At 40.7% G+C, this 21,483-nt stretch carries 17 protein-coding genes and 1 pseudogene; 16 read left to right on the forward strand and 2 right to left on the reverse strand.

Going from position 1 to position 21,483, the window contains the following annotated elements; all coding sequences use genetic code 11:
• The first annotated feature begins 66 nt into the window (after positions 1-66).
• The 3 genes and pseudogenes from ACDZ28_RS24325 to ACDZ28_RS24335 all read left to right on the forward strand — a co-directional run bounded on the left by ACDZ28_RS24325 (position 67) and on the right by ACDZ28_RS24335 (position 4,252).
• Positions 67-753, forward strand: coding sequence for a FadR/GntR family transcriptional regulator (locus ACDZ28_RS24325; RefSeq protein ID WP_375102976.1), 687 nt, complete (start codon positions 67-69; stop codon positions 751-753).
• A gap of 38 nt (positions 754-791) precedes the next feature.
• Positions 792-1,575 (forward strand): annotated as a pseudogene (locus ACDZ28_RS24330) (ABC transporter ATP-binding protein).
• A gap of 271 nt (positions 1,576-1,846) precedes the next feature.
• Positions 1,847-4,252: an alpha-L-rhamnosidase C-terminal domain-containing protein gene (locus ACDZ28_RS24335; RefSeq protein WP_375102977.1), complete on the forward strand. Its 2,406-nt coding sequence runs from the start codon at positions 1,847-1,849 to the stop codon at positions 4,250-4,252.
• A 121-nt stretch (positions 4,253-4,373) separates the two neighbouring features.
• On the opposite strand, the gene ACDZ28_RS24340 is transcribed toward ACDZ28_RS24335, so the two are convergent.
• Positions 4,374-5,252 (reverse strand): AraC family transcriptional regulator, encoded by an 879-nt coding sequence (locus ACDZ28_RS24340; protein ID WP_042127849.1) that lies wholly within the window; start codon positions 5,250-5,252, stop codon positions 4,374-4,376.
• A 212-nt stretch (positions 5,253-5,464) separates the two neighbouring features.
• Between ACDZ28_RS24340 and ACDZ28_RS24345 the strand changes: the two genes are divergently transcribed.
• From ACDZ28_RS24345 to ACDZ28_RS24375, 7 genes are all read left to right on the forward strand, one after another.
• Complete coding sequence (locus ACDZ28_RS24345; protein ID WP_375102978.1) at positions 5,465-5,872, forward strand: hypothetical protein; 408 nt, start codon at positions 5,465-5,467, stop codon at positions 5,870-5,872.
• A gap of 24 nt (positions 5,873-5,896) precedes the next feature.
• The gene (locus ACDZ28_RS24350) at positions 5,897-8,125 is read left to right on the forward strand and encodes a family 78 glycoside hydrolase catalytic domain (protein ID WP_375105410.1); all 2,229 of its coding nucleotides are present in this window, start codon (positions 5,897-5,899) and stop codon (positions 8,123-8,125) included.
• A gap of 124 nt (positions 8,126-8,249) precedes the next feature.
• Complete coding sequence (locus ACDZ28_RS24355; protein ID WP_375102979.1) at positions 8,250-8,930, forward strand: epimerase; 681 nt, start codon at positions 8,250-8,252, stop codon at positions 8,928-8,930.
• A gap of 220 nt (positions 8,931-9,150) precedes the next feature.
• Complete coding sequence (locus ACDZ28_RS24360; RefSeq protein ID WP_375102980.1) at positions 9,151-9,999, forward strand: sialate O-acetylesterase; 849 nt, start codon at positions 9,151-9,153, stop codon at positions 9,997-9,999.
• 30 nt (positions 10,000-10,029) lie between these two features.
• Positions 10,030-10,551 carry a PadR family transcriptional regulator gene (locus ACDZ28_RS24365; protein ID WP_375102981.1) on the forward strand — a complete coding sequence of 174 codons (522 nt, stop codon included), beginning with the start codon at positions 10,030-10,032 and terminating at the stop codon, positions 10,549-10,551.
• A 213-nt stretch (positions 10,552-10,764) separates the two neighbouring features.
• The gene (locus ACDZ28_RS24370) at positions 10,765-11,448 is read left to right on the forward strand and encodes a MarR family winged helix-turn-helix transcriptional regulator (RefSeq protein WP_052414608.1); all 684 of its coding nucleotides are present in this window, start codon (positions 10,765-10,767) and stop codon (positions 11,446-11,448) included.
• Between the two features lie 244 nt (positions 11,449-11,692).
• A complete protein-coding gene (locus tag ACDZ28_RS24375; RefSeq protein WP_375102982.1) occupies positions 11,693-13,045 on the forward strand; it encodes an MATE family efflux transporter in 1,353 nt (450 codons plus the stop codon).
• Between the two features lie 153 nt (positions 13,046-13,198).
• Here the strand turns inward: ACDZ28_RS24375 and ACDZ28_RS24380 are convergent, their stop codons facing one another.
• Positions 13,199-14,176: a biotin--[acetyl-CoA-carboxylase] ligase gene (locus tag ACDZ28_RS24380; protein ID WP_375102983.1), complete on the reverse strand. Its 978-nt coding sequence runs from the start codon at positions 14,174-14,176 to the stop codon at positions 13,199-13,201.
• A 247-nt stretch (positions 14,177-14,423) separates the two neighbouring features.
• Here ACDZ28_RS24380 and ACDZ28_RS24385 point away from each other — a divergent pair, with 247 nt between their 5' ends.
• The 6 genes from ACDZ28_RS24385 to deoB all read left to right on the forward strand — a co-directional run bounded on the left by ACDZ28_RS24385 (position 14,424) and on the right by deoB (position 21,151).
• Positions 14,424-14,975, forward strand: a complete 552-nt coding sequence (locus ACDZ28_RS24385) for a biotin transporter BioY (protein ID WP_375102984.1) — start codon at positions 14,424-14,426, stop codon at positions 14,973-14,975.
• Positions 14,976-15,094: 119 nt separating this feature from the next.
• The gene (locus ACDZ28_RS24390; RefSeq protein WP_375102985.1) at positions 15,095-16,528 is read left to right on the forward strand and encodes a helix-turn-helix domain-containing protein; all 1,434 of its coding nucleotides are present in this window, start codon (positions 15,095-15,097) and stop codon (positions 16,526-16,528) included.
• Positions 16,529-16,689: 161 nt separating this feature from the next.
• Positions 16,690-17,397 (forward strand): purine-nucleoside phosphorylase, encoded by a 708-nt coding sequence (gene deoD, locus ACDZ28_RS24395; protein ID WP_042127861.1) that lies wholly within the window; start codon positions 16,690-16,692, stop codon positions 17,395-17,397.
• A gap of 45 nt (positions 17,398-17,442) precedes the next feature.
• Entirely contained in the window at positions 17,443-18,759 is a 1,317-nt protein-coding gene (locus ACDZ28_RS24400; RefSeq protein ID WP_375102986.1) for a purine/pyrimidine permease, read from the forward strand.
• A gap of 2 nt (positions 18,760-18,761) precedes the next feature.
• Positions 18,762-19,943 carry a NupC/NupG family nucleoside CNT transporter gene (locus ACDZ28_RS24405; RefSeq protein ID WP_375102987.1) on the forward strand — a complete coding sequence of 394 codons (1,182 nt, stop codon included), beginning with the start codon at positions 18,762-18,764 and terminating at the stop codon, positions 19,941-19,943.
• A 20-nt stretch (positions 19,944-19,963) separates the two neighbouring features.
• Entirely contained in the window at positions 19,964-21,151 is a 1,188-nt protein-coding gene (deoB, locus tag ACDZ28_RS24410; RefSeq protein WP_375102988.1) for a phosphopentomutase, read from the forward strand.
• Positions 21,152-21,483: the final 332 nt, after the last annotated feature.

The following is a 21,483-nucleotide window of genomic DNA, read 5'->3' on the forward strand; positions in this document are numbered from 1 at the left end:
AACTTCAAAATCTTACTTGTTAAGTAAAGAATATCATGATATTCTGCAGAAAGAGGAGATGATCTGATGTTTGAGAAGGGATCGTTCCGACCCGTTCAATCCACTAAGTTAGTGGACGATGTTGTTAACCAAATCCAACATAAGATTTCAACAGGAACTATCTTACCAGGAGACAAATTACCTCCAGAACCTGAATTGATGCAATTATTTAATGTAGGGCGATCAACGATAAGAGAAGCAGTCCGTGTGTTAGTTCATGCTGGACTATTGGAGAAAAAGCAGGGTTTTGGAACTTACTTAAAATCCAGTCCTCTTATTCAAGAACCACTCACCCATCGTTTACTTCGTGCAGAATTGATTGAAGTCTTCGAAGCTCGAAAAATGATTGAATTAGAAATCGCAAGATTAGCAGCTCTACGACATGATGACACTGACTTATCCAACATGCGGAACCATTTGGATACTAGAAATATGGCTCTACAGAAGAATGATCGTGAACTGTATGCCAAATCGGATATAGAATTCCACATGTCAGTAGCGATAGCAAGCAAAAACGCTGTGATCATTGATTTATATAGAACCTTTACGTTTATTTTGTCAGATGCAATGAGTAAATTAAACCGTAATTATAGTTCTCATGATCCTCAATCCGATTACCATGAACAAGTTTATGAATCTATTAAAAATGGGGATCCAGATCAAGCGGTACAATGCACTCTGAGTATTCTAAATGGAACTCTTTCTGAGCTTTAAGTTCAATACAGACATTCATAAGGAGGGGAAATTGGGGCATGATTATATCTCTTAAAAATGTATCGTGGCAGCGCGATACAACCATGATCTTACGCGATATGAATTGGGAAGTGAAACAAGGGCAACATTGGTGTATCGTCGGACTAAACGGTTCAGGCAAGACGACGATGCTGAACGTAGTGAACGGCTATATATGGCCGACGACTGGGCAAGTCGAAGTGCTAGACCACCGCTTCGGTGATGTTGATCTTAGGGAGCTGCGCAAACGAATCGGTTGGGTCAGCACCTCCCTGCAGCAGAAGCTTTACGGACATCAGACTGCCCTGACCATCGTCCTCAGCGGGAAATTTGCAACTATCGGTTTATATGATAAGACCAATGAAGAGGATCAAAAGCAAGCCGAAGAATTGATGGAGTTTCTAGACTGCTCTTCCTTAGCCGCTCGTACATACGATACCTTATCGCAAGGTCAGCGACAAGAAAGTCCTCATTGCCCGCGCACTTATGGCCAATCCAGATCTATTGATCCTTGATGAGCCATGCACAGGGCTTGATATTTTTGCCCGAGAACAGCTGTTGCAAATGATCGAGAAGATTACGAAGCAACCCGGCGGACCAACTTTGCTGTATGTAACGCATCATATCGAAGAGATAACACCCTGCTTCACACATACGTTATTAGTTAAGAACGGCGAAATCTACAAAGGGGATGAGACGGAAAACTGCCTGCAGTCGGATGTGTTGAGCGATTTCTTTGATACCCCCGTTGAAGTTCAGGAGCATCACAATCGGAAGTGGCTTACACTTGCCGGTGATAAGTAAGATACGCTGCTTGAACATCTTATACAATATAACAAAAGCTGCCATGCGATTGCTTGGCAGCTTTTGTTATTGTATATGGAAATAATCGTAATGGATCTAAATTAAACAAGAGGAGTCACAGCAACTTTAGGGGTTCATTTCATTGATATTACAAATACTGGTTCTTTATTTGGAGGAGAGATAGTACAGCTTTATATTAGTGACAAGATCGGAATTTCGTGATGCATATCATTTGCTGACCTTACAATAAATCGGATTAGTAGGAGGTACTATGGAAGAGAACAGAATGTGGAAGGCAAATTGGATTTGGTTTAAAGGATATCCGTGGACGTCAAATCCGGGAACACATGAATTGGTGTATTTTCGCCGCGAATTTAACGTTTCTGATTCAGATGGAGCAAAACTCGTTGTTGATATCACGGCGGATAGCCGGTACCGATTATTTCTTAACGGTGAATCCGTCTCTGTTGGACCCTGCAAAGGTGACCAGTTCAGCCATTATTACGAAACAGTTGATCTGAGCGAGCGTCTTATTACTGGAAAGAACGTGCTAGCAGTTAAAGTACTTCACTATGCTGCAGCCGGTCCCTTTGTACTTGGTGAAAGCGGTCCCATTTCGACTTACCGCGCTGTCGGAGGTACAATGCTGCTTGAGGGTGAACTTATTGAGCGAAAAGGGTCTTCACAAGCTCTTCATACCGATGAGAGTTGGCATTGTAAAATGATGACTGGATTTATGCTTGTCCCTAGCCCGATTATCTTTCACCTTGGCGGGTTTGAAGATATCGATGGAAAGGGATTGGACCACGGTTGGGAAATGCCCGATTTCATTGGTGAAGGATGGAGAGATGCAACAATAGTTTCTAGAACAGACGATGAATATGGTCAATTAACACCTTGGCAATTGTCACCACGCCCGATTCCTTTATTAAACGAGACGTTGATGTTCTTCCGTGGCGTCACAAATGCTGATAATGTCTCAGCTATACCGAAATACACTTCATTTCTTAATGAGAAGGATTCGGACTCTCTGCGTGTAGAACCTGGCTGTTCTATCTGGCTGGAGATTGATGCTGGAGAATTAGCTACAGGCTATCTTACATTGGAAATGCGGGGCGGCCGTGATAGCCAGATCGGAGTTCAATATTCAGAGTCTTATGAGGAAGCCTCATCTAATCTCCATCATAGAGTGAAGGGGAAAAGGGACGATGCTAAGAACGGTATCTTAATCGGAGAGAGTGATTACTACACGGTGGCTGGAGTAGGCGATGAATACGTTGCGGAGCGTTATGAACCTTTTGAATTCCGTACTTTCCGGTATATCAGACTTGAAGCAACTGCGAAGAATGAACCGCTCGAAATTGTTCGGCTTTCTTATAGAGATGTGGGCTATCCACTGGATATTAAAGCATCCTTTGCTTGTTCAGATCCGGATTTCGAACAACTCTGGGAATTGTCTTTAAATACGCTCAAAAGATGTATGCACGAAACGTATGAGGACTGTCCATATTATGAGCAAATGCAATATTCGATGGACACCCGACTTCAGATGTTATTCACCTATGCGCTTAGTGCCGATGACCGATTAGCCCGCCGTTCGTTGTTTGACTTTCACAGTTCTGCACTGCCTTCAGGCATACTACAGAGCCGCTATCCAGCTGAATATCGGCAAGTGATTCCGTCCTTTTCCTTATATTGGATTCATATGCTTAACGAACATTATCAATACTTTGGTGAGCGAAACTTAATTCGGCGTTATTTGCCTACAATGACTGGAGTTCTTGATTGGTTTAGACGTTTACTGACACCTGAAGGACTTGTTGCTCCGACGCCGCGTGCGTACTGGCCTTTCTTCGATTGGTGCAAAGAATGGCAGATAGGAACCCCTCCGGCACATAATCAAGGTCCACTTACATTGCTCAGTCAAATGTTCGCAGCTGCCCTTAATACTGCTTCTGAACTATATCTGGCATTGAGTTGGGCGGATGCGGCGCGCGAAGCCAAAGAAGAAGCAAACGCCATAAATGATGCCTTGCTACGTCACTGTTGGCGTACAGACCGTGGGCTTTTCGCAGATGGACCAGAGGTTGATGATTTTAGCCAACATACACAAGTCTGGGGGATTGTATGCGGTGCAGTTTCAGGAGAGGAAGCTGTCCAACTGCTGGAACGTACAATCGAATACCCAGCCGAACAAATGACGCAATTGTCTATGCCTGCTTCATATGAACTATTCCGGATATTATCTCATCATAAATTGTATGACAAAGCTTCTGTAGTGATTGACCGCTGGAGAGCTTTTCTGGATCTGCATCTTACGACCTTACCAGAGGTGCCAGACGATAATAATCCACGCAGTGATTGCCACGCTTGGAGTGCATTGCCGATCTCAGAATTTCTAGGTGAGATTCTTGGTGTAAGGCCAGGGGCTCCTGGGTATTCAACCATCATTATTGAGCCCAAATTGTTAATGTTGGATTGGGCGAATGGCAAGGTGGCCACAAAACACGGCATAGTTGAAGTCGAGTGGACTCTGAAGAAAGATAATATTTTCCGCATTACGGGATTAGGACCGGAGAATATACCTGTTGTACTGATATTGCCGAATGGGGAACGCTTGGAGTTTCAGAACGGCGGAGAGTTTGATGCTTCGATCAAGTTTCCGGTAGTGGTATAGGTATCTAGAATAACTATGAATGATATCGAAAAGCGATCTCCGAGAAAGGGGGACGCTTTTCGCTCATTAGGGCAACATAATCCATCTCTATGCCATTAATCATTACTTGGAAGTTTAGTAGCTATTGCTCAACTCGTAGCGAATTACTATATTGACGGGGAGTCATTCCGATCTTTTTTTTAAATATTTGGTGAAAAAACTTCAGGTCAGCATATCCGACTGCTGCGGCAATTTCGCTTACACCTCTATGACCTCCAGAAAGCATACGGCAGGCAGCATCCATACGAATACTCTGCATGTAATCTGTAAAACTCATTCCCGTTTGATGCTGAAAAAGTCGGCTGAATTGCCGTTCACTAAGGTTCGCTTTGCTAGCAAGATCGCTAAGTTTAAGCCCGCTGGCATAATTATAATTTATATATGCAATGGCTTCATCAACTGCAATCCATTGTGGCTTCTCCCCTGTTGGTGTATTAAGCTGTAACCGATGTCTAAACAAGCCCGTTAATATTTGCACGACAAGAGCATCAAGGACAGCTAAATATCCAGGTGGTTTTGCCGAGAATTCACGAAACAGTTCACGGAACATTATATGGTATGCACCATTGATATCTTTCATAGAGAACCATAGCAATTGCATGTCTGTGAAAAATTCACAAATATCTTTAGCGTGAGGAAAAGTAACCTGAAGCTCAGATAAATACTCTACCGGAAACAAACAGTTGTAAACAATAAGCGGACGGTCTTTTATAGGTGTCTTAGGGCGAAATACATGACTGCGTCCGATAGGTATAAAAAATAACGTACCGTGCTCGACTGGAACGGCCTCATCCTCAATGTAGTGAACCCCTGCGCCTTCACTGATATAAGTAATCTCGATAAACTCATGAGAATGCGCATTCAATTCGAACGTTTCGTAAGCCCTGTTCACATAAATTGGCACACCAGGCTCAAAAAAGCTATCTCCGGACATGACAAAGGTACTGCGTCTGATACTCATATCGTGGCCCCTTTCAAATTACCTAAGGCTAGTCTCATCGTATGAAATTTATGAATGAATGTCCAGATCCACCTATAAAAATGTCAGAAATACCCCCAATTCTATGTTAAGCGACCTCGTACAATAGAATTAGCACTGCTGGATACATGAGCGACAATTCTATTCTTAACTGTTCTGGTAGGTTACCGAATGAATATAGGAGGTAGTTACAAATGTCCAATTTTGAGGTCACAAATCTTAAGGTGAATTATAGAAAAAATCCATTGGGGATTGATGATTTACATCCGCGGCTTAGTTGGTGGATCAGCACAGAAGTAAGGGGCTTTATCCAATCTGCCTACCAAGTTCAAGTCGCGAATGATCCTAAATTCGTTTCAGAACTCATCTGGGATTCTGAAAAGGTAGAATCAGATAGCAATGTTCATATTGAGTATGCGGGTCCCGACTTACAGTCACGCACTCGGTATTACTATAGGGTTCGAGCTTGGAACGATCAAGGGAAGGTTTCGGAATGGAGTGAACCTGCATACTGGGAAACAGCCTTGTTGTCGGTCAAAGAGTGGCAGGCAAAATGGATAGCAGCACCCCTGAGTAACCAAGATAACGGAGCGGAGCCTTGAGATTATATTCGTACGGAATTTTCAATCCCTGACAATGTCGTATCAGCGCGTGTGTATGCAACCTCGCTTGGATTGTACCGACTTTATATTAATGGTACTCCAGCAGATAACACACTATTTAATCCTGGTTGGACCAGTTATAACAACAGACTTCAATATCAGACCTATGACGTGACGTCATTGATTGCTGCTGGTGGCAATGCGCTTGGTTGTATTCTGGGAAACGGGTGGTATAAAGGTTATTTAGCATGGGAAGGAAAGAAAGACATCTTCGGTAATGGTCGTGCTGTGCTAATCCAGCTACACGTCACATTATCCGATGGTTCTGAACATATCATTGTATCGGATGAGAAATGGCGTACTTCGACAGGTCCACTTTTGATGTCGGAATTATATCATGGCGAAACATATGATGCGAGGCTCGAGAAAGAAGGATGGTCTTCTTCCGGTTTTGAGGATTTAAAGTGGCAAAAGACTATTCTCAAGGACCGTCCAGAAGCTACATTGGTTGCTCAGGAAAACGAACCGGCTAGGGTTATAGAAACCATCAAGCCTATCGCTATCATTACTACACCTAAAGGCGAACACGTGCTGGATATGGGACAAAATATGGTTGGATGGGTAAGGTTTATGGTTCATGCTGAAACAGGAACCATAGTTACTTTAGAACATGCTGAGGTCTTGGACCGCGAAGGGAACTTCTACATCGGTAATTTACGATCGGCAAAGCAGACTGTTACTTACGTATGCCGAGGCGGAGAGGAAGAAACATTTGAGCCGTATTTATCATTCCAAGGATTCCGTTATGTAAAAGTGACTGGTGTACCACAAGATCAATTATTGGAACAATTCATCGGCTGCGTCATCCATACGGACTTAGAGCAAACGGGCAAGTTCAACTGCTCAGATGAACTCTTAAATCAACTTCAGCACAACATCTTATGGGGACAAAAGGGGAATTTTCTAGATATCCCGACAGATTGCCCTCAACGAGACGAAAGATTGGGATGGACGGGGGATGCTCAAGTTTTTATTCGCACAGCTGCCTTCAACATGAATGTCGTTCCGTTCTTTGAAAAGTGGCTAAAGGATTTGGCCGCGGATCAAGAAGAGGACGGAAGAGTTCCACATGTTATTCCAGATGTACCAGCGGCAGGATACGGCTCTGCTGCTTGGGGAGACGCCGCGGTGATTTGTCCTTGGACGCTTTATCAATGTTATGGGGACATTCGTGTGCTGAAAACGCAATATCCAAGTATGAAAGCTTGGGTCGAGTATATTCGGGTGCAAGGTGAAGACGAATATCTATGGAATACAGGTTTTCACTTCGGAGATTGGTTAGGTCTAGATGCCAAAGAAAACAGCTACGTCGGAGCAACTCCAAAAGAGTTGATCGCTACCGCGTTCTATGCTTATTCAACGGAATTGCTAGCTAAGACAGCGACTGTCATTGGAAAACCCGAAGATGCCTTAAAATATGAAGCATTGCATGAGAAGATTGTTCTGGCATTCCGTCAAGAGTTCGTAACGCCAAATGGGCGGGTGGCATCACCGACACAAACTGCGTATACACTCGCCCTTATGTTTAACTTATTGGAGGAAAAGGATCTTCATCGTACAGCCAAGATGCTAGCAGACCACATCGAAGAAAATGGAGTGCACTTGACGACCGGTTTTGTGGGTACTCCGTATCTGTGTCTAGTCCTCTCTAAATTTGGTTACACGGATTTAGCCTACCAATTGGTACTGCAAAAAGAGTATCCTTCCTGGTTATATTCCGTAATTCAAGGGGCCACAACCATTTGGGAACATTGGGATGGAATAAAACAGGACGGTTCGTTCTGGAGCGATGATATGAACTCCTATAACCATTATGCTTACGGCGCTATAGGTGATTGGCTCTATCGCACTGCCGCTGGTATCGAACTATTGGAACCAGGCTACAAAAAAATACGGATCCAACCGCTAATCGGGAAACATTTGACGTGGGTTGATGCCTCGCTTGAATCTGTCCATGGAACGATCAAGGTAACTTGGCAAAAACAGAATGAAGCTTCAGTAGAAATGCAAGTATTGATACCATCTAATACAACAGCTGAGGTTATGATTCCAACGATGAAGCAGGAGAATATTTTGGAGTCTGGGATCCCAATAGAGCAAGTTATAGGTCTGTCTAGTGTGGAACAAATGCCAGAAAGCCAAAAACTAATCATTGGATCTGGAAATTATCAATTTACGTATCCAATGAGCTAAAAATGATATAACCTTCTACTTTGCAGACAAGCCAAATAGGCTTGTTTTTTTTATTCAGTTGATGTCGAGTATAATAAACTTACTTATAGTAAATCAGATAAATAAGATTGGAGTGAACGATAGATTGAAGGTCATTATATTTGGCGCTACGGGAATGGTAGGTCTAAGTGCACTGCGGGAGTGTATATTAGATGACAGAGTGCGAGAAATAGTTACAATAGGTCGTAAACATCCAGAGCAACAACATATAAAACTAAAATCAATCGAGCTCAACGATGTCACGGATTTGAATCGAATTGAACATGAATTAGAAGGATTTGATACTTGTTTATTCTGTCTAGGTGTATCATCTCAGGGTATGAAGGAAGATGAATATCGACGAATAACGTATGACATTACGCTATCCGTTGCGGGAACTTTGGTTAGACTAAATCCCCAGATGACCTTTTTATATGTGTCGGGAAGTGGGACAGATAGTTCTGAAAGAGGTAGGTCCATGTGGGCGAGAGTGAAAGGAAAGACGGAAAATGATCTGTTACAGCTTCCGTTTAAGGCGGCATATATGTTCCGACCAGGAATCATTCTTCCTTCTAACGGCGTCCGATCCAAGACAAAAATGTATCAACTTTTATACGATGTGCTAAGACCTTTTTATCCCATACTTAGAAAACTGAAGGGTGTCGTTACTTCGGAACAATTAGGGCAAGCAATGATACAAGTAGTAAGTGCTGGTTATCCTAGTCCAATCCTTGAAAGTAATGAGATCAAAAAGATATCTATGGATAATAAGGAACTACAGCATTAAGCCAAAAAAACACATGACATACGTAGTCGCCTTGTCGGCGGCTTTTTTGATTTAACCAAACAAATCATCGAAAATCTTATCTTACAAAAAGAGTTCCCATTAACAATATTCAATAATAAATTTTGAGATTAGGTTAAAAAAGCGTATTTGTTGACAAATAGTCCAATTAGACTAATAATATAGACAGTCTAATTAGACTAATGAAGAGAGGATGAGAATAATGGTCAAATCATTTTTAATGATTGGTCAGTCAAATATGGCTGGACGAGGATTTATACATGAAGTACCCCCCATCTATAACGAAAGAATACAAATGTTGCGTAATGGTAGATGGCAAATGATGGCTGAACCTATTAATTATGACCGTCCTGTTTCAGGAATAAGTCTTGCTGGATCATTTGCGGATGCATGGTGTCGTGAAAATGAAGAAGACATTATTGGCTTAATTCCTTGCGCTGAGGGAGGGAGCACCATTGATGAATGGGCAGTAGGTGGGGCACTTTTTAAACATGCATTACAAGAAACTAAATTTGCAATGAAGAATAGTGAATTATCGGGGATTTTATGGCATCAAGGAGAAAGTGATAGTAGTAACGGCAACTATAAAGTCTATTATCAGAAATTACTTCAGATTGTTACGGCGCTAAGAAAAGAGTTAGAGGCTCCAAATATTCCATTTATCATTGGTGGTTTAGGGGATTTTTTAGGCAAAGAAGGATTTGGGAAACATTGCACGGAATATGCGTTAATGAATCAAGAATTACAAAAATTCGCTTTTGAACAAGATAATTGTTACTTTGTTACAGCTTCAGGTTTAACTTCTAATCCGGATGGGATTCATATCGATGCAATATCTCAAAGAAAATTCGGGTTACGATATTTTGAAGCCTTTATTAATAAGCAACATGTACTTGAGCCGTTAATGAATGAACATGAATTGTTAAGTCTCCATAATGCAAGAATACACACTAAAGCGGAAAAAATATATATATTGAGTATGGATTTTGCATTAGGAAAAATATCATTTGATGAATTTCAAGCCCAGTTCATACAAATCAACAATGATTAAACCTAATAGTATTTTGACGGAGGTGTTTATTTGATAATATTACTAATTTTAGGATTATTAAAACAAAATCCAGGGGCTCACGGTTATGAATTGTTATCCTTAATGGAAGAAAAACACTATAAATATATAGTCAATTTCACCAAGGGGTCCTTTTATTATAATCTTGGGCAATTAGTAGAGAAAAAGTATATTATAAAAGTTGATCAAAGAGATAACACCAGAGAAACGCATAATTATAACATCACTGAATTAGGGGAAAAAGAGTTTGAAAAGTTGATGTTCAAATATGGGTCTAAGACAGACTATATAAATCTATCTTTTTATGTAGCTATGCTATTTTCAGATGAATATAAGAAAGAAGAACTATCTAAATTAATTGAATTACAAATTGAACAAACTAAAAATAAGATTTCTTTACTGCAGCTTTCTATTGAGAACGATGAAAATATCAGTTCTAATTTTAAAAAAATGTTAGAGAATTCACTATCTCATCATTTAGTAAATGTTCAATGGTTTGAAGGTTTGCTTGAAGATATAAAAAAAGAAAACTGATCAGAACATGATCTTATAAGAACCCGCGCCCGCGCGGGTTTTGTATTTTGTTTACAAGTTTTAACCAAGGTGCCCCAGTATTAGCGTAACTACATGCTAACGGTACCTGTAAAAAACATTTTGACATATCTAACAGGTACCGTTATAATAAAAACCAACAGGTACCGTCACAAAGATTAACAGGTACCATAAAAACTTTAAGGAGGATCCAATATGGACATGAATACTGAATTATACGAAAAACTCGCGAAACTGCAATGGCTGCTACAACGCCAACACTTAAAAACACACGCTGCTGTTGGCCCTATGGCCGACACATCCCGCGGGCAAGGCAGGATACTAGCGTTTCTTCGTATGAAAGACGGTATCAGCACAAAAGATTTATCCTATATGCTGGACATCCGTGTATCATCTCTCAATGAATTACTTGCAAAATTGGAGAAAGCCGAATATATCACCCGTAAGCCATCAGAAACAGACAAGCGCATCATGTTGATTTACTTAACCCAAAAAGGACAAGAAGAAGAGGGACAAGAGTTAGACAGCGTTAATATATTTTCTCGCCTATCACCAGAAGAACAGGTTGCTTTCGGGGATTACTTAACCCGCGTCATCACGGCGTTAGAAGAAGAACTTGGAACGGATGGAGAACGCGATGTAATGGCTATGTGGATGGAGGCCGCAAAGGAGCGTATGGGAACAGAGGAATTTGAAAAACTAATGGCCATGCGCGGACAAATGCATAGAATGTGGGGAAATTCTAGAGACGAACGCTTTAACGGAAGATTCCCTGGATTTGGCAGGGAAGGGCATAGTGACATGCGCGGATTCGGTTGGCCATCCAAAGATGGAACGAATTCGTCACCAGACAAGTCACAGGACCCGGACGATAAGTAAACAGAGTCTTTTAAACAAACAGTAGCTATTGCGCTGCCTTTCCTTAAGAGAAGGAGGAACGTCAAAGGCAGCGCAATGACATGCTTTTAAAGAAATTAAGATCAGTCCAATCCGGCAAACCAAACCTGAAAACTCGTCGTTATGGTACGGGTTTGTTTGTTGCCGTGTCACGGTTTATATTGGATTAATAGTTAGAATTCTAAGTAATTTTAAAATAAAATAAAGAAAGATAGTGGTGACCGATATGGACGCAGAAAACCTTCATTACTTTGAAAAAGCACCTGTCACAAAAGCCGTAGCTCACTTCGCAGTACCGATGATGCTAGGCATGTCGATGAGTGTCATATACTCCATCTTGAATGCCTATTTCCTTGGTACACTGGGCAATACTGCGATGTTAACCGCACTCGCACTAACTTTACCGTTATTCGCAGCCATTATGGCGCTAGGTAACTTGATTGGCATTGGCAGCAGTGCATTTATCTCCCGTTTGCTCGGAGAGAAAAAATATGATGATGTAAAGCATGTATCTTCATTCGCCTTTTACAGCAGTTTAGTTCTCGGACTTATTTTAATGGCTGGCGGTATCCCGTTGATCGATCCAATCGTTCATGGCTTGGGAGCGACGCCTGACTCCTTCGGTTTCACGAAAGACTATGTCACGATAATGCTTATTGGTTCACCGTTTGTCGTATTATTCTTCACGCTGGAGAATATCGTGCGCTCGGAAGGTTCAGCAATCACATCGATGATCGGTATGCTTCTCAGTGTTGTTGTGAATATTATTCTCGATGCTCTAGTCATCTTCGTCTTCCATTGGGACGTGATCGGCGTTGCGTCTGCTACGGTCATTTCTAACTTGGTTGCAAGTGCATTCTACGCCTTCCATATGGGATATAAGAGCCAATTCTTGACCATCTCCGTAAAATGGTTCAAAGCTAACAAAGAAATTCTCAGCAATGTATTCAAAATCGGAGTTCCCGTCTTCGTTATGAGTATCTTTATGGGTGCAATGTCGCTCATCTTTAATCGTTTTCTGGTCGAATATGGGGAGCAGGCTATAGCAGCATTCGGGATTTCATCACGTTTATTGCAATTTCCTGAGGTTATTCTGATGGGTTTATGCGAGGGAGTCGTGCCGCTAATTGCCTTCTCTTTTACAGCAAATAAATTACGCATGAAGCATACCATTACATTCACAATCAAAGCAACTGTGGTGTTAGCCGCCGTATTCGGCGTCATTGTCTATCTGATTTCCGATCACTTAATTAGCTTATTCACGAATGACCCTCAATTAATTGAAATGGGTAGCTACATTCTTCATGTGACGTTTTTATCCCTGTTCATTTCAGGAACGACCGCGTTGTTTACGGGGATTTTCCAAGCAACAGCGCAAGGAACCGCCGCATTTATTATGTCAGTTATTCAAGGTATTACTCTGATTCCAGTGTTGTATATCGCTAATCGAATGAACGGTTTCCATGGAGTGGTCTGGTCGCTCGTCATTTCGGATGCCGTAGCATTTCTTGTTGGTGCCATCATGCTGTATATTTTGCGGAACAAATTGCAGCCGGATTTAGATACTTTAGTACAGTAGAATTCTGAGCCTTAAGTTGATATTTTACGTTCATTAAAAAAAACCTTGATTCAGCAAGGTTTTTTTGGTGTAGTAGGCTTACAATCTCCGCAAAAACACGCACGATGATGTAGCCAGTTAAGAGTCAGCACTTAGCCGCGTTTGAAGCTACAGTTAAATCTTAATGCTGACTTCTCCACTTGAAAGATATTCCTCGTCACCATTCTCATATCTGACTTTCATATGGCAATCGTTATCGATATCCATTGCTATTGCTTTACGTTGTTCATTATTCTTAATCACTGTTACGGGTTTGCCAAGTGAAATTAACCGTTTTCTATATTCGGAAAGAAACAATCTTTCCGTTAAATGCTCATAGAATCCCATAAAATTGTTTAGTACTTCTGCTACCAGTCGGTTACGGAGATCACCATTAGGTTTATTTTCAGAAGTTACAGTTGTTGCAATCTCGGTAAGATCATTAGGAAAGCCATCAGAAGGTAGCGCTACATTGATACCAATGCCCAGAACAGCATAATCAAGCCAACCGTTTTCCAGTGACACGGATGCTTCGGTAAGGATCCCGCATACCTTTTTACCTTCCATGAAAACGTCATTCACCCATTTAATCTGTGCTTCTTTACCTGATATACTCTCGATGGAAAGGGCAACAGCAACAGCGGCACAAGTAGTCAGCAGAGCGGAATCCGTTGCTGATAGCTTGGGACGCAGCAGGATACTCATATAGATCCCTGTTCCCGGTGGAGAAAAGAATTTACGGCCCATTCTCCCGCGACCTGCTGTCTGTTCTTCCGATAGGATCACCTTACCCTCAGCTTCTCCACTTGAAGCAAGGTTTTTTAAGGCTTCGTTCGTTGAAGATAATGTCTTAAAGACCTCAACACGTAACTTTTGCCCCTGTGTATCCAGGTACTTTGAAATTGCACTGGCAGACAAGATATCCGTTTTAGGGGACATGGAATAGCCTTTATTGGTTACAGCTTGTATGGAATAACCGTCTGTCTGTAGCGATTTTATGGCTTTCCAGACCGCGCTGCGCGTCACGGATAACTGAACGGCTATTTCCTCCCCGGAAAAAAATTCACCTTTATTACTATCAAGCAAGGCAAGAATATGTTCTTTTACTGTCATGAACTTAAACCTCCAAAAGTATAACTCTCCGACCAAAATCCATTGAGTAATTTATCATTCAACGATTGCGACTGAATACTCTAATTCTATATAACAATAGGAAAAACTCAAGCGCGGTGTCCCGCTCTATTGTAAACCATTAATTATATTTTGGTTTACAATCGTAGCTATCTCCATTATAATTCAGCTTACTGGACGTATTTACTAACCAGAATACACTTATTTTTATCCAATGGAGGTCAATTTTTTGAAGACAAAAGAACTTATTTATGCTGCATTATTCGCAGCACTTATCGCGGTGCTGGGCATGATTCCACCCATCCCCCTTGGTTTCATCCCTGTTCCGATTACTGCCCAGACGCTTGGCGTCATGTTGGCTGGATGTTTTCTGGGGAAACGGATGGGAGCTCTCAGCCTAATCATTTTCATCATTCTAGTAGCCATTGGGCTGCCTGTATTGACCGGAGGTCGTGGCGGAATCGCGGTGCTCGTTGGACCTTCTGCAGGATACATACTTAGCTTTCCGATCGCGGCCGGCCTTATAGGCTGGTATTCTGAAAAAATCTGGCCGAAGGTCAGAACTTGGAAGCTGATAGCGATCAACGTGATTTTTGGTGTATTGCTAGTGAGCCTGATTGGTGCCCCCATCATGGCATTGATAACAAATACGTCGATATGGGCCGGACTTACCGGAGCGCTAGCCTTTCTGCCGGGTGACATCATCAAAGCCGTTATTGCAGCCGTAATAACGATGCAGCTTAAAGCAATCAGTCCTATAGAAGAAAAAGCACAGATGTGAATAAATGTGAAACTCGGGTAAATGTAACCCGAGTTTTTTTATTGAAAAATAATATGGTTATGATGTGAATTTGTTTATACTATAAAAATTAAAATGAAATTGAACTAGGGTGGAGAAAAATGGATAAGGGATTTAATTTAGCCAACCAACTATTAACGCTGCTTGATACGGAACAAAGATGGTTTACCTTAGCCGAAGTTGAAAAAAGTTTAGGCATCTCAGATAAGACCATACGTAAGATGGTGGAGGAAATCAGCAAGCAGCTACCACCAACAGTGACCATTGAAGTTTCTAGAGGAAAGGGAATCGTTCTTCGACGTGATGGGCGAAGTACGATTAGTGAAGCGATGTCTTCTATGTTCAGACAAACCATTTTTTATCGGCTGATGGATTTATTGTTTACGAATATGGGTCGACTTTCCGTGGAGGAGCTCGCTGAAGCTCTGTTTATGAGTACGTCTTCTTTAAAAAAGTTAATTGTGGAATTAAATAATAATGATCTAAAAGCGTATAAGCTACGCATTAGTTACTCTACACCTGTGATCAAAGGGAATGAAATGAATATCCGATATTTTTATTGGAAGTTATATTGTGATGCATATGAGTTTACAGGATGGCCCTTTGCGAATGTCGATTTTGCTTATATAAATCAGTTGATCACAAATATAGAGAATGAGAATAACATTGTATATTTTATCAATTCCAAAAGGAAATTGTCCTTTTTGTTGGCCATTGTAATAGAAAGAGCTGCTAAAGGAAATTGTGTAACCATCGACGAAAATGCATACCCCTGGGAAAAGGGAATGTTTTATATACCAGTGAGAGCCATAGCAGAGCGTCTTGAAAAAAAGCTGTCCATCGAATTCCCGAAAAGTGAAATATTCTTTATGCAATCCATGGTTAGTCTCAGCCAATATCATTATTATGAAGGGTCAGAGATCACTCCGATTAAAGAAGTCGAATTACATAAGGATAAAGAAGAATATCAAATGGGGAATCTGCTTCTAATGTTATTGGCAAAGGTATACCCGAACTTAGATATGCAAGAACGATTTATATTGGAGATTTACGGGTTCTTTGACAAGCTATTAATCGAAAATGCAATTCCGGAATGGATGATGATTTCAAAAAGTCATTTAACAACTTATGTAGAGCAGGAGTGCCAGCAGATATATCAAGAATTGCAAACCTGTATGCAAACGTGGAATAAAACTTACCCTTCCATTCTGTTTAATCATTTTCATTTAACAAAGCTAACCTTAATAGTTCGTTCGAGCTTACGTTACAAAAGTAAAAGGGCTTTCTTAGTGATCGGGGAAGAATTCTCGATTCGTCATTACATAGCAGATTTGATAAAGAAGGAGATAGGGGATCAGTTAATCCTAAATACTTCCATAATGAAAGGGCTAACCGACGAGATCATGCAGCAAAATAATATTGATCTTGTCATTAGTAATATCCCGGTGGCACTAAAGACAGTGCCGGTTGTTATTATTTCTACGATCCCATCAAAAAGAGATTTGGACAATATTCGTAAAGAACTACTTTTATAATTTGACCAATTATTTTCCGTAAGCTCCGTAAGTTTTTGGTCTAGTTTGTAATGTTAAAAAACCTTATGCTCAATCTAGTTTCGAAACTGATTTTACTTGACGGTATGTGGAAAGCGATTTCGGTAAACCTCAGTTTACAATTAAAAGTTGGAGGAAGAACTATGAGTAGGCATTTAGGTGCAAATAAGGGAGAAATAGCAGAGCGCGTTTTGCTCCCAGGAGATCCTTTACGTGCAAAATTTGTAGCAGAACACTTTTTAGAGGAGGCTAATTGTTATAACGAAGTAAGAGGGATGTATGGATACACTGGATTATACAAGGGTATACCGGTGTCGGTTCAGGGGACAGGAATGGGAAATCCATCGATGAGTATCTATGCTACAGAATTGATCGTCGATTATGAAGTTAAGAAATTGATTCGCATTGGTACATGCGGCGCGATGCAGGAAAACATCAATATCCGAGATATTATATTAGCCCAAGCGGTGTCTTCAGACAGTAATATGACGGAGAAGATCTTCCATGGCTGTAATTTCGCACCTACGGCAGATTTCTCATTGTTAATAAAAGCATATCAACAAGCACAAGCTAAAAATGCAAATGTCTTTGTTGGTAACATCTATAATTCTGACGAATTCTATCGTGAGAGCTTAGATCGACTTCACAAGTTTATGGATTTCGGGGTTTTAGCGGTAGAAATGGAAAGCACAGCCCTATACACTTTAGCGGCAAAATATGGTGTAAAAGCGTTATCGATTTTGACAGTCGGCAGTCAATTGTTAAGACAGGAACACCTGACTCATAAAGAAAGTGAACAATCCTTTTATGAAATGGTCGAAATAGCTCTTAATACAGTCATTGATGGCTGATTAATTAATAAGAGCAGTGTTGTTAGAGAAGAGAGTGAGAAAGAAATGAAGGGAATACTGTCAGGATTGCAGTGGATGATTTTTATGATCGCTGGTGCAATTGCTGCACCCATTGCTATCGCAGATTTATATAACTTAACACCCATAGAGACTTCTGGACTTATCCAGAGCACAATGATTACTTTAGGGATAGCTGGATTTTTACAAGGCCTGATGGGACATAAATTCCCTATTCACGAAGGTCCGGCAGGGTTATGGTGGAGCATTTTTACGATTTACGCAAGTTTAGTAGGGGGACTTTATTCTTCTAACAATGGTGCTTTACAAGCTTTAAGTGGGGCAATGATCATTAGCGGTGTGTTATTTATCCTAATTTCGGCATTTAAGCTAATGGATAAAATCGCTCGTCTATTTACTCCAACCATCACTTTTATTTATTTACTTTTATTGATCTTTCAATTAAGTGGATCTTTTATGAAAGGGATGATGGGGATTACCATAGCCCACACCACGTTAGATGTTAAAGTATTCATCCTGAGTGTGATTGTGGTTTGCATTACCTTTTGGTTAGGAAAAAGTCGCTTAGTAGTACTCAGCCAGTTTTCAATAATTTTCAGTATATTGATAGGCTGCCTATTATTTATTATCTGCGGTATTATACCGGTGTTTTCTCATGCGGATACTTTGTTTAAGCTACCGAAAATATTCCCATTTGGCAGACCTCAATTCGATGCCGGGACCATCACTACTGCCTTTTTATTAACGCTGTTATTAATAACCAATGCAGTTGCGTCCATCCGTTTGATGGAGACCGTTATGAAACAAAAGCAAGTGGATCATCGTCGTTATTTGCGCGCCGGGTTTACTTCTGGAATTACACATCTTATTAGTGGCGGTTTAGGAGCGGTCGGCTCTGTCCCTATCTCGGGAGCGGCGGGATATGTTGAACAAACAGGGATGAAGGAGCGCAGATCATTTTTAATTGGATGCTGCTTAGTGATCTCAATATCCTTATTTCCGCCAATGATGAATGTTATATCAGCAATTCCAGCTCCCATAGGCTATTCCGTTACCTTCGTCATTTTTGTGAAGATGGTCGGACTAGCGCTAAAGGAATTGAAGAAGGTCATTCATGAAGAACGAACTTTTATCGTTAGTGGAGTTTCCCTTTTAGTGGGTGTGGGTCTAATGTTTATCCCTTCATCAGCCACAGCCCATTTATCTCCGATCTTGATAGCCATTTTAAATAATGGATTAATCTGCGGAAGTCTATTGGCGATTATTTTGGAACAAGGGTTAATGTGGAAAGATACATTTCGAATGAGGATTCCAAGAAAATCAACCGATAATTTGGAGGGTTAAAAATGCACTATCTAATTTCTGTTGCCGGTTTAGTTATTGTTCTATTACTGGCATGGCTTGGAAGTAACAATAAGAAAAAGATTAAATATCGTCCAATCATTGTAATGATCGCTATTCAGATAGGCTTGGGATTAATTATCCTAAAAACGAGCATAGGCGAATTCTTAATTAAAGGCTTTGCTGATAGTTTTGCAAAATTACTTGGCTACGCCAACGAAGGTATTGACTTTGTATTTGGCGGGATTGCAAATGAAGGGGCGCATACATTTTTCCTTTATGTTTTGATGCCAATTGTTTTTATGTCAGCATTAATAGGGATTTTGCAACATTATAAAATATTGCCATTCATTATAAAGTATATTGGTTTGGTACTGAGTAAAATAAATGGCATGGGCAAATTGGAATCCTATAATGCAGTTGCAGCTGCAATTGTAGGACAAAATGAAGTGTTTATTTCGGTGAAAAACCAACTGGGATTATTGCCAAAACATCGCTTGTATACATTATGTGCGTCCGCAATGTCGACGGTATCCATGTCAATCGTTGGTTCATATATGACGATGCTAGAACCTCGATATGTAGTAGCTGCATTAATATTAAACCTTTTCGGTGGATTTATCATTTCATCCATCATTAATCCATATGAAGTTACACCTGAAGAAGATATTGTTGAAGTTCAGGTAGCGGAAAAACAAACGTTTTTTGAAATGCTGGGCGAATATATTATGGATGGCTTCAAGGTAGCCATAGTAGTTGGAGTAATGTTGGTTGGTTTTGTGGGAATCATTGCTCTAATTAACGGGGTCTTCAGCGGAGTATTCGGTATTTCGTTTCAAGGAATTTTAGGGTATGTCTTTGCACCAATCGCCTTTCTTATCGGTGTGCCATGGCATGAAGCAGTTGATGCAGGCAGTATTATGGCGACAAAGCTTGTTGCGAATGAATTCGTTGCTATGCTTGACTTTGTTAAGATCCAAGACGGTTTAAGCGGACGTACTACAGCTATTGTCTCCGTTTTTCTAATCTCATTTGCTAACTTCGGGTCCATTGGTACCATTGTGGGTGCTGTGAAGGGATTGAATGAAAAACAAGGGAATATCGTAGCTCGATTTGGATTAAAGCTGTTATTCGGTGCCACACTTGTAAGCGTTTTATCTGCTTTGATTATCGGTATCATATTCTAGTTGAATTAAGGAGTATTAACATGAAACAAACACCCCGTTTTAAGCGTGTTTTCGTCATCGTTATGGATTCTGTAGGTATTGGTGAAGCTCCAGATGCTGAAAAGTTTGGGGATACAGGATCACATACATTACGGCATATTGCGGAAAAAATGAATGGACTACATGTTCCTGTGTTATCCAAGTTAGGGTTAAGTCATATTGACCAAATACCCGGAGTTCCCAAGGTAGATCAGCCTTTAGCTTATTGGTCAAAAATGCAAGAGGCTTCTAATGGTAAGGATACGATGACAGGCCATTGGGAAATCATGGGTTTGCGAATTGAGGTTCCTTTCAAAGTGTTTCCTGAAGGATTTCCATATGAATTAATTAATGAATTAGAAGAAAGAACGGGACGAAAGGTAATTGGGAATAAACCCGCTAGCGGTACTGCTATTCTCGATGAGCTTGGACAAGAGAATATGGAGACCGGTGCACTCATTGTCTATACATCAGCAGACTCAGTGATTCAGATTGCCGCTCATGAAGAGGTCATTCCTTTGGAAGAACTGTATCAAATCTGTGAGATTGCCAGAGAGATTACTTTACGCGAGGACTACATGTTAGGTAGAGTGATCGCAAGACCGTTCCTCGGACAGCCCGGAAATTTCAAAAGAACATCGAACCGCCATGATTATGCCTTGAAGCCTTATGGAAGAACCGTGATGAACGAGCTCAAGGATGCTGGGTTAGATGTACTAGCGATTGGCAAAATCTCAGATATATATGATGGAGAAGGTGTCACCAAGTCTTTGCGCACAGTGTCTAACATGGATGGCATGGATAAACTCATGGAGACCATTCATAGTGATTTCACAGGACTTAGCTTCTTGAATCTTGTTGATTTTGATGCTCTTTATGGTCATCGCAGAGATCCGATCGGGTACGGGAAAGCACTAGAAGAATTTGACGAACGATTGACGGAAGTTCTCGCGGAGCTGAGTGAAGATGATCTTCTTATGATTACGGCAGATCATGGCAATGATCCCGTTCATACTGGTACAGATCATACCCGCGAATATGTGCCTTTACTCATCTACAGTAAGCGTTTCAATCAACAATGTGAGCTTCCTGTATGTAAGACATTTTCGGATATTGGAGCAACCATTGCAGAAAATTTTGGTGTAGCCCTGCCACAATTTGGACAGAGCCTCCTCCAGGAACTTAAATAAAAACTAAATTTATTATGAAACAGGATACCTAACTTATATTTCGTAAAAAGGTATCCTGTTCGTCTTTTTAACTGGACATCAACGTATACAAAAAGTCGCTTAGAAAGCGGCTTTTTTTGTTGTGATTTTGAACAAGTATTTAGACGGGAAATAAATGAAAAAGAATAATTGATTATCAAATAGGTTAATAAAAGACAAACCATCAGGCAATACCCTTTTCCAATGAATCGTAGTTAAGAGTATCGGTATAAATGTTCTTGTCACTTCTTTTGCTAGGGCTTAGATAATTATTAGTATTGACAACCTGTATATACAGGTTTAAACTGTGGATG

The organism is Paenibacillus sp. RS8 (assembly GCF_041956825.1).
GTDB lineage: Bacteria > Bacillota > Bacilli > Paenibacillales > Paenibacillaceae > Paenibacillus_AQ.

What these genes read in the sequence shown, in the direction of transcription:
- ACDZ28_RS24325 (WP_375102976.1), top strand. Translation starts at nt 67, where the DNA reads ATGTTTGAGAAGGGATCGTTCCGACCCGTTCAATCCACTAAGTTAGTG.
- ACDZ28_RS24335 (WP_375102977.1), top strand. Translation starts at nt 1,847, where the DNA reads ATGGAAGAGAACAGAATGTGGAAGGCAAATTGGATTTGGTTTAAAGGA.
- ACDZ28_RS24340 (WP_042127849.1), bottom strand. Translation starts at nt 5,252, where the DNA reads ATGAGTATCAGACGCAGTACCTTTGTCATGTCCGGAGATAGCTTTTTT.
- ACDZ28_RS24345 (WP_375102978.1), top strand. Translation starts at nt 5,465, where the DNA reads ATGTCCAATTTTGAGGTCACAAATCTTAAGGTGAATTATAGAAAAAAT.
- ACDZ28_RS24360 (WP_375102980.1), top strand. Translation starts at nt 9,151, where the DNA reads ATGGTCAAATCATTTTTAATGATTGGTCAGTCAAATATGGCTGGACGA.
- ACDZ28_RS24370 (WP_052414608.1), top strand. Translation starts at nt 10,765, where the DNA reads ATGGACATGAATACTGAATTATACGAAAAACTCGCGAAACTGCAATGG.
- ACDZ28_RS24375 (WP_375102982.1), top strand. Translation starts at nt 11,693, where the DNA reads ATGGACGCAGAAAACCTTCATTACTTTGAAAAAGCACCTGTCACAAAA.
- ACDZ28_RS24380 (WP_375102983.1), bottom strand. Translation starts at nt 14,176, where the DNA reads ATGACAGTAAAAGAACATATTCTTGCCTTGCTTGATAGTAATAAAGGT.
- ACDZ28_RS24390 (WP_375102985.1), top strand. Translation starts at nt 15,095, where the DNA reads ATGGATAAGGGATTTAATTTAGCCAACCAACTATTAACGCTGCTTGAT.
- deoD (WP_042127861.1), top strand. Translation starts at nt 16,690, where the DNA reads ATGAGTAGGCATTTAGGTGCAAATAAGGGAGAAATAGCAGAGCGCGTT.
- ACDZ28_RS24400 (WP_375102986.1), top strand. Translation starts at nt 17,443, where the DNA reads ATGAAGGGAATACTGTCAGGATTGCAGTGGATGATTTTTATGATCGCT.
- ACDZ28_RS24405 (WP_375102987.1), top strand. Translation starts at nt 18,762, where the DNA reads ATGCACTATCTAATTTCTGTTGCCGGTTTAGTTATTGTTCTATTACTG.
- deoB (WP_375102988.1), top strand. Translation starts at nt 19,964, where the DNA reads ATGAAACAAACACCCCGTTTTAAGCGTGTTTTCGTCATCGTTATGGAT.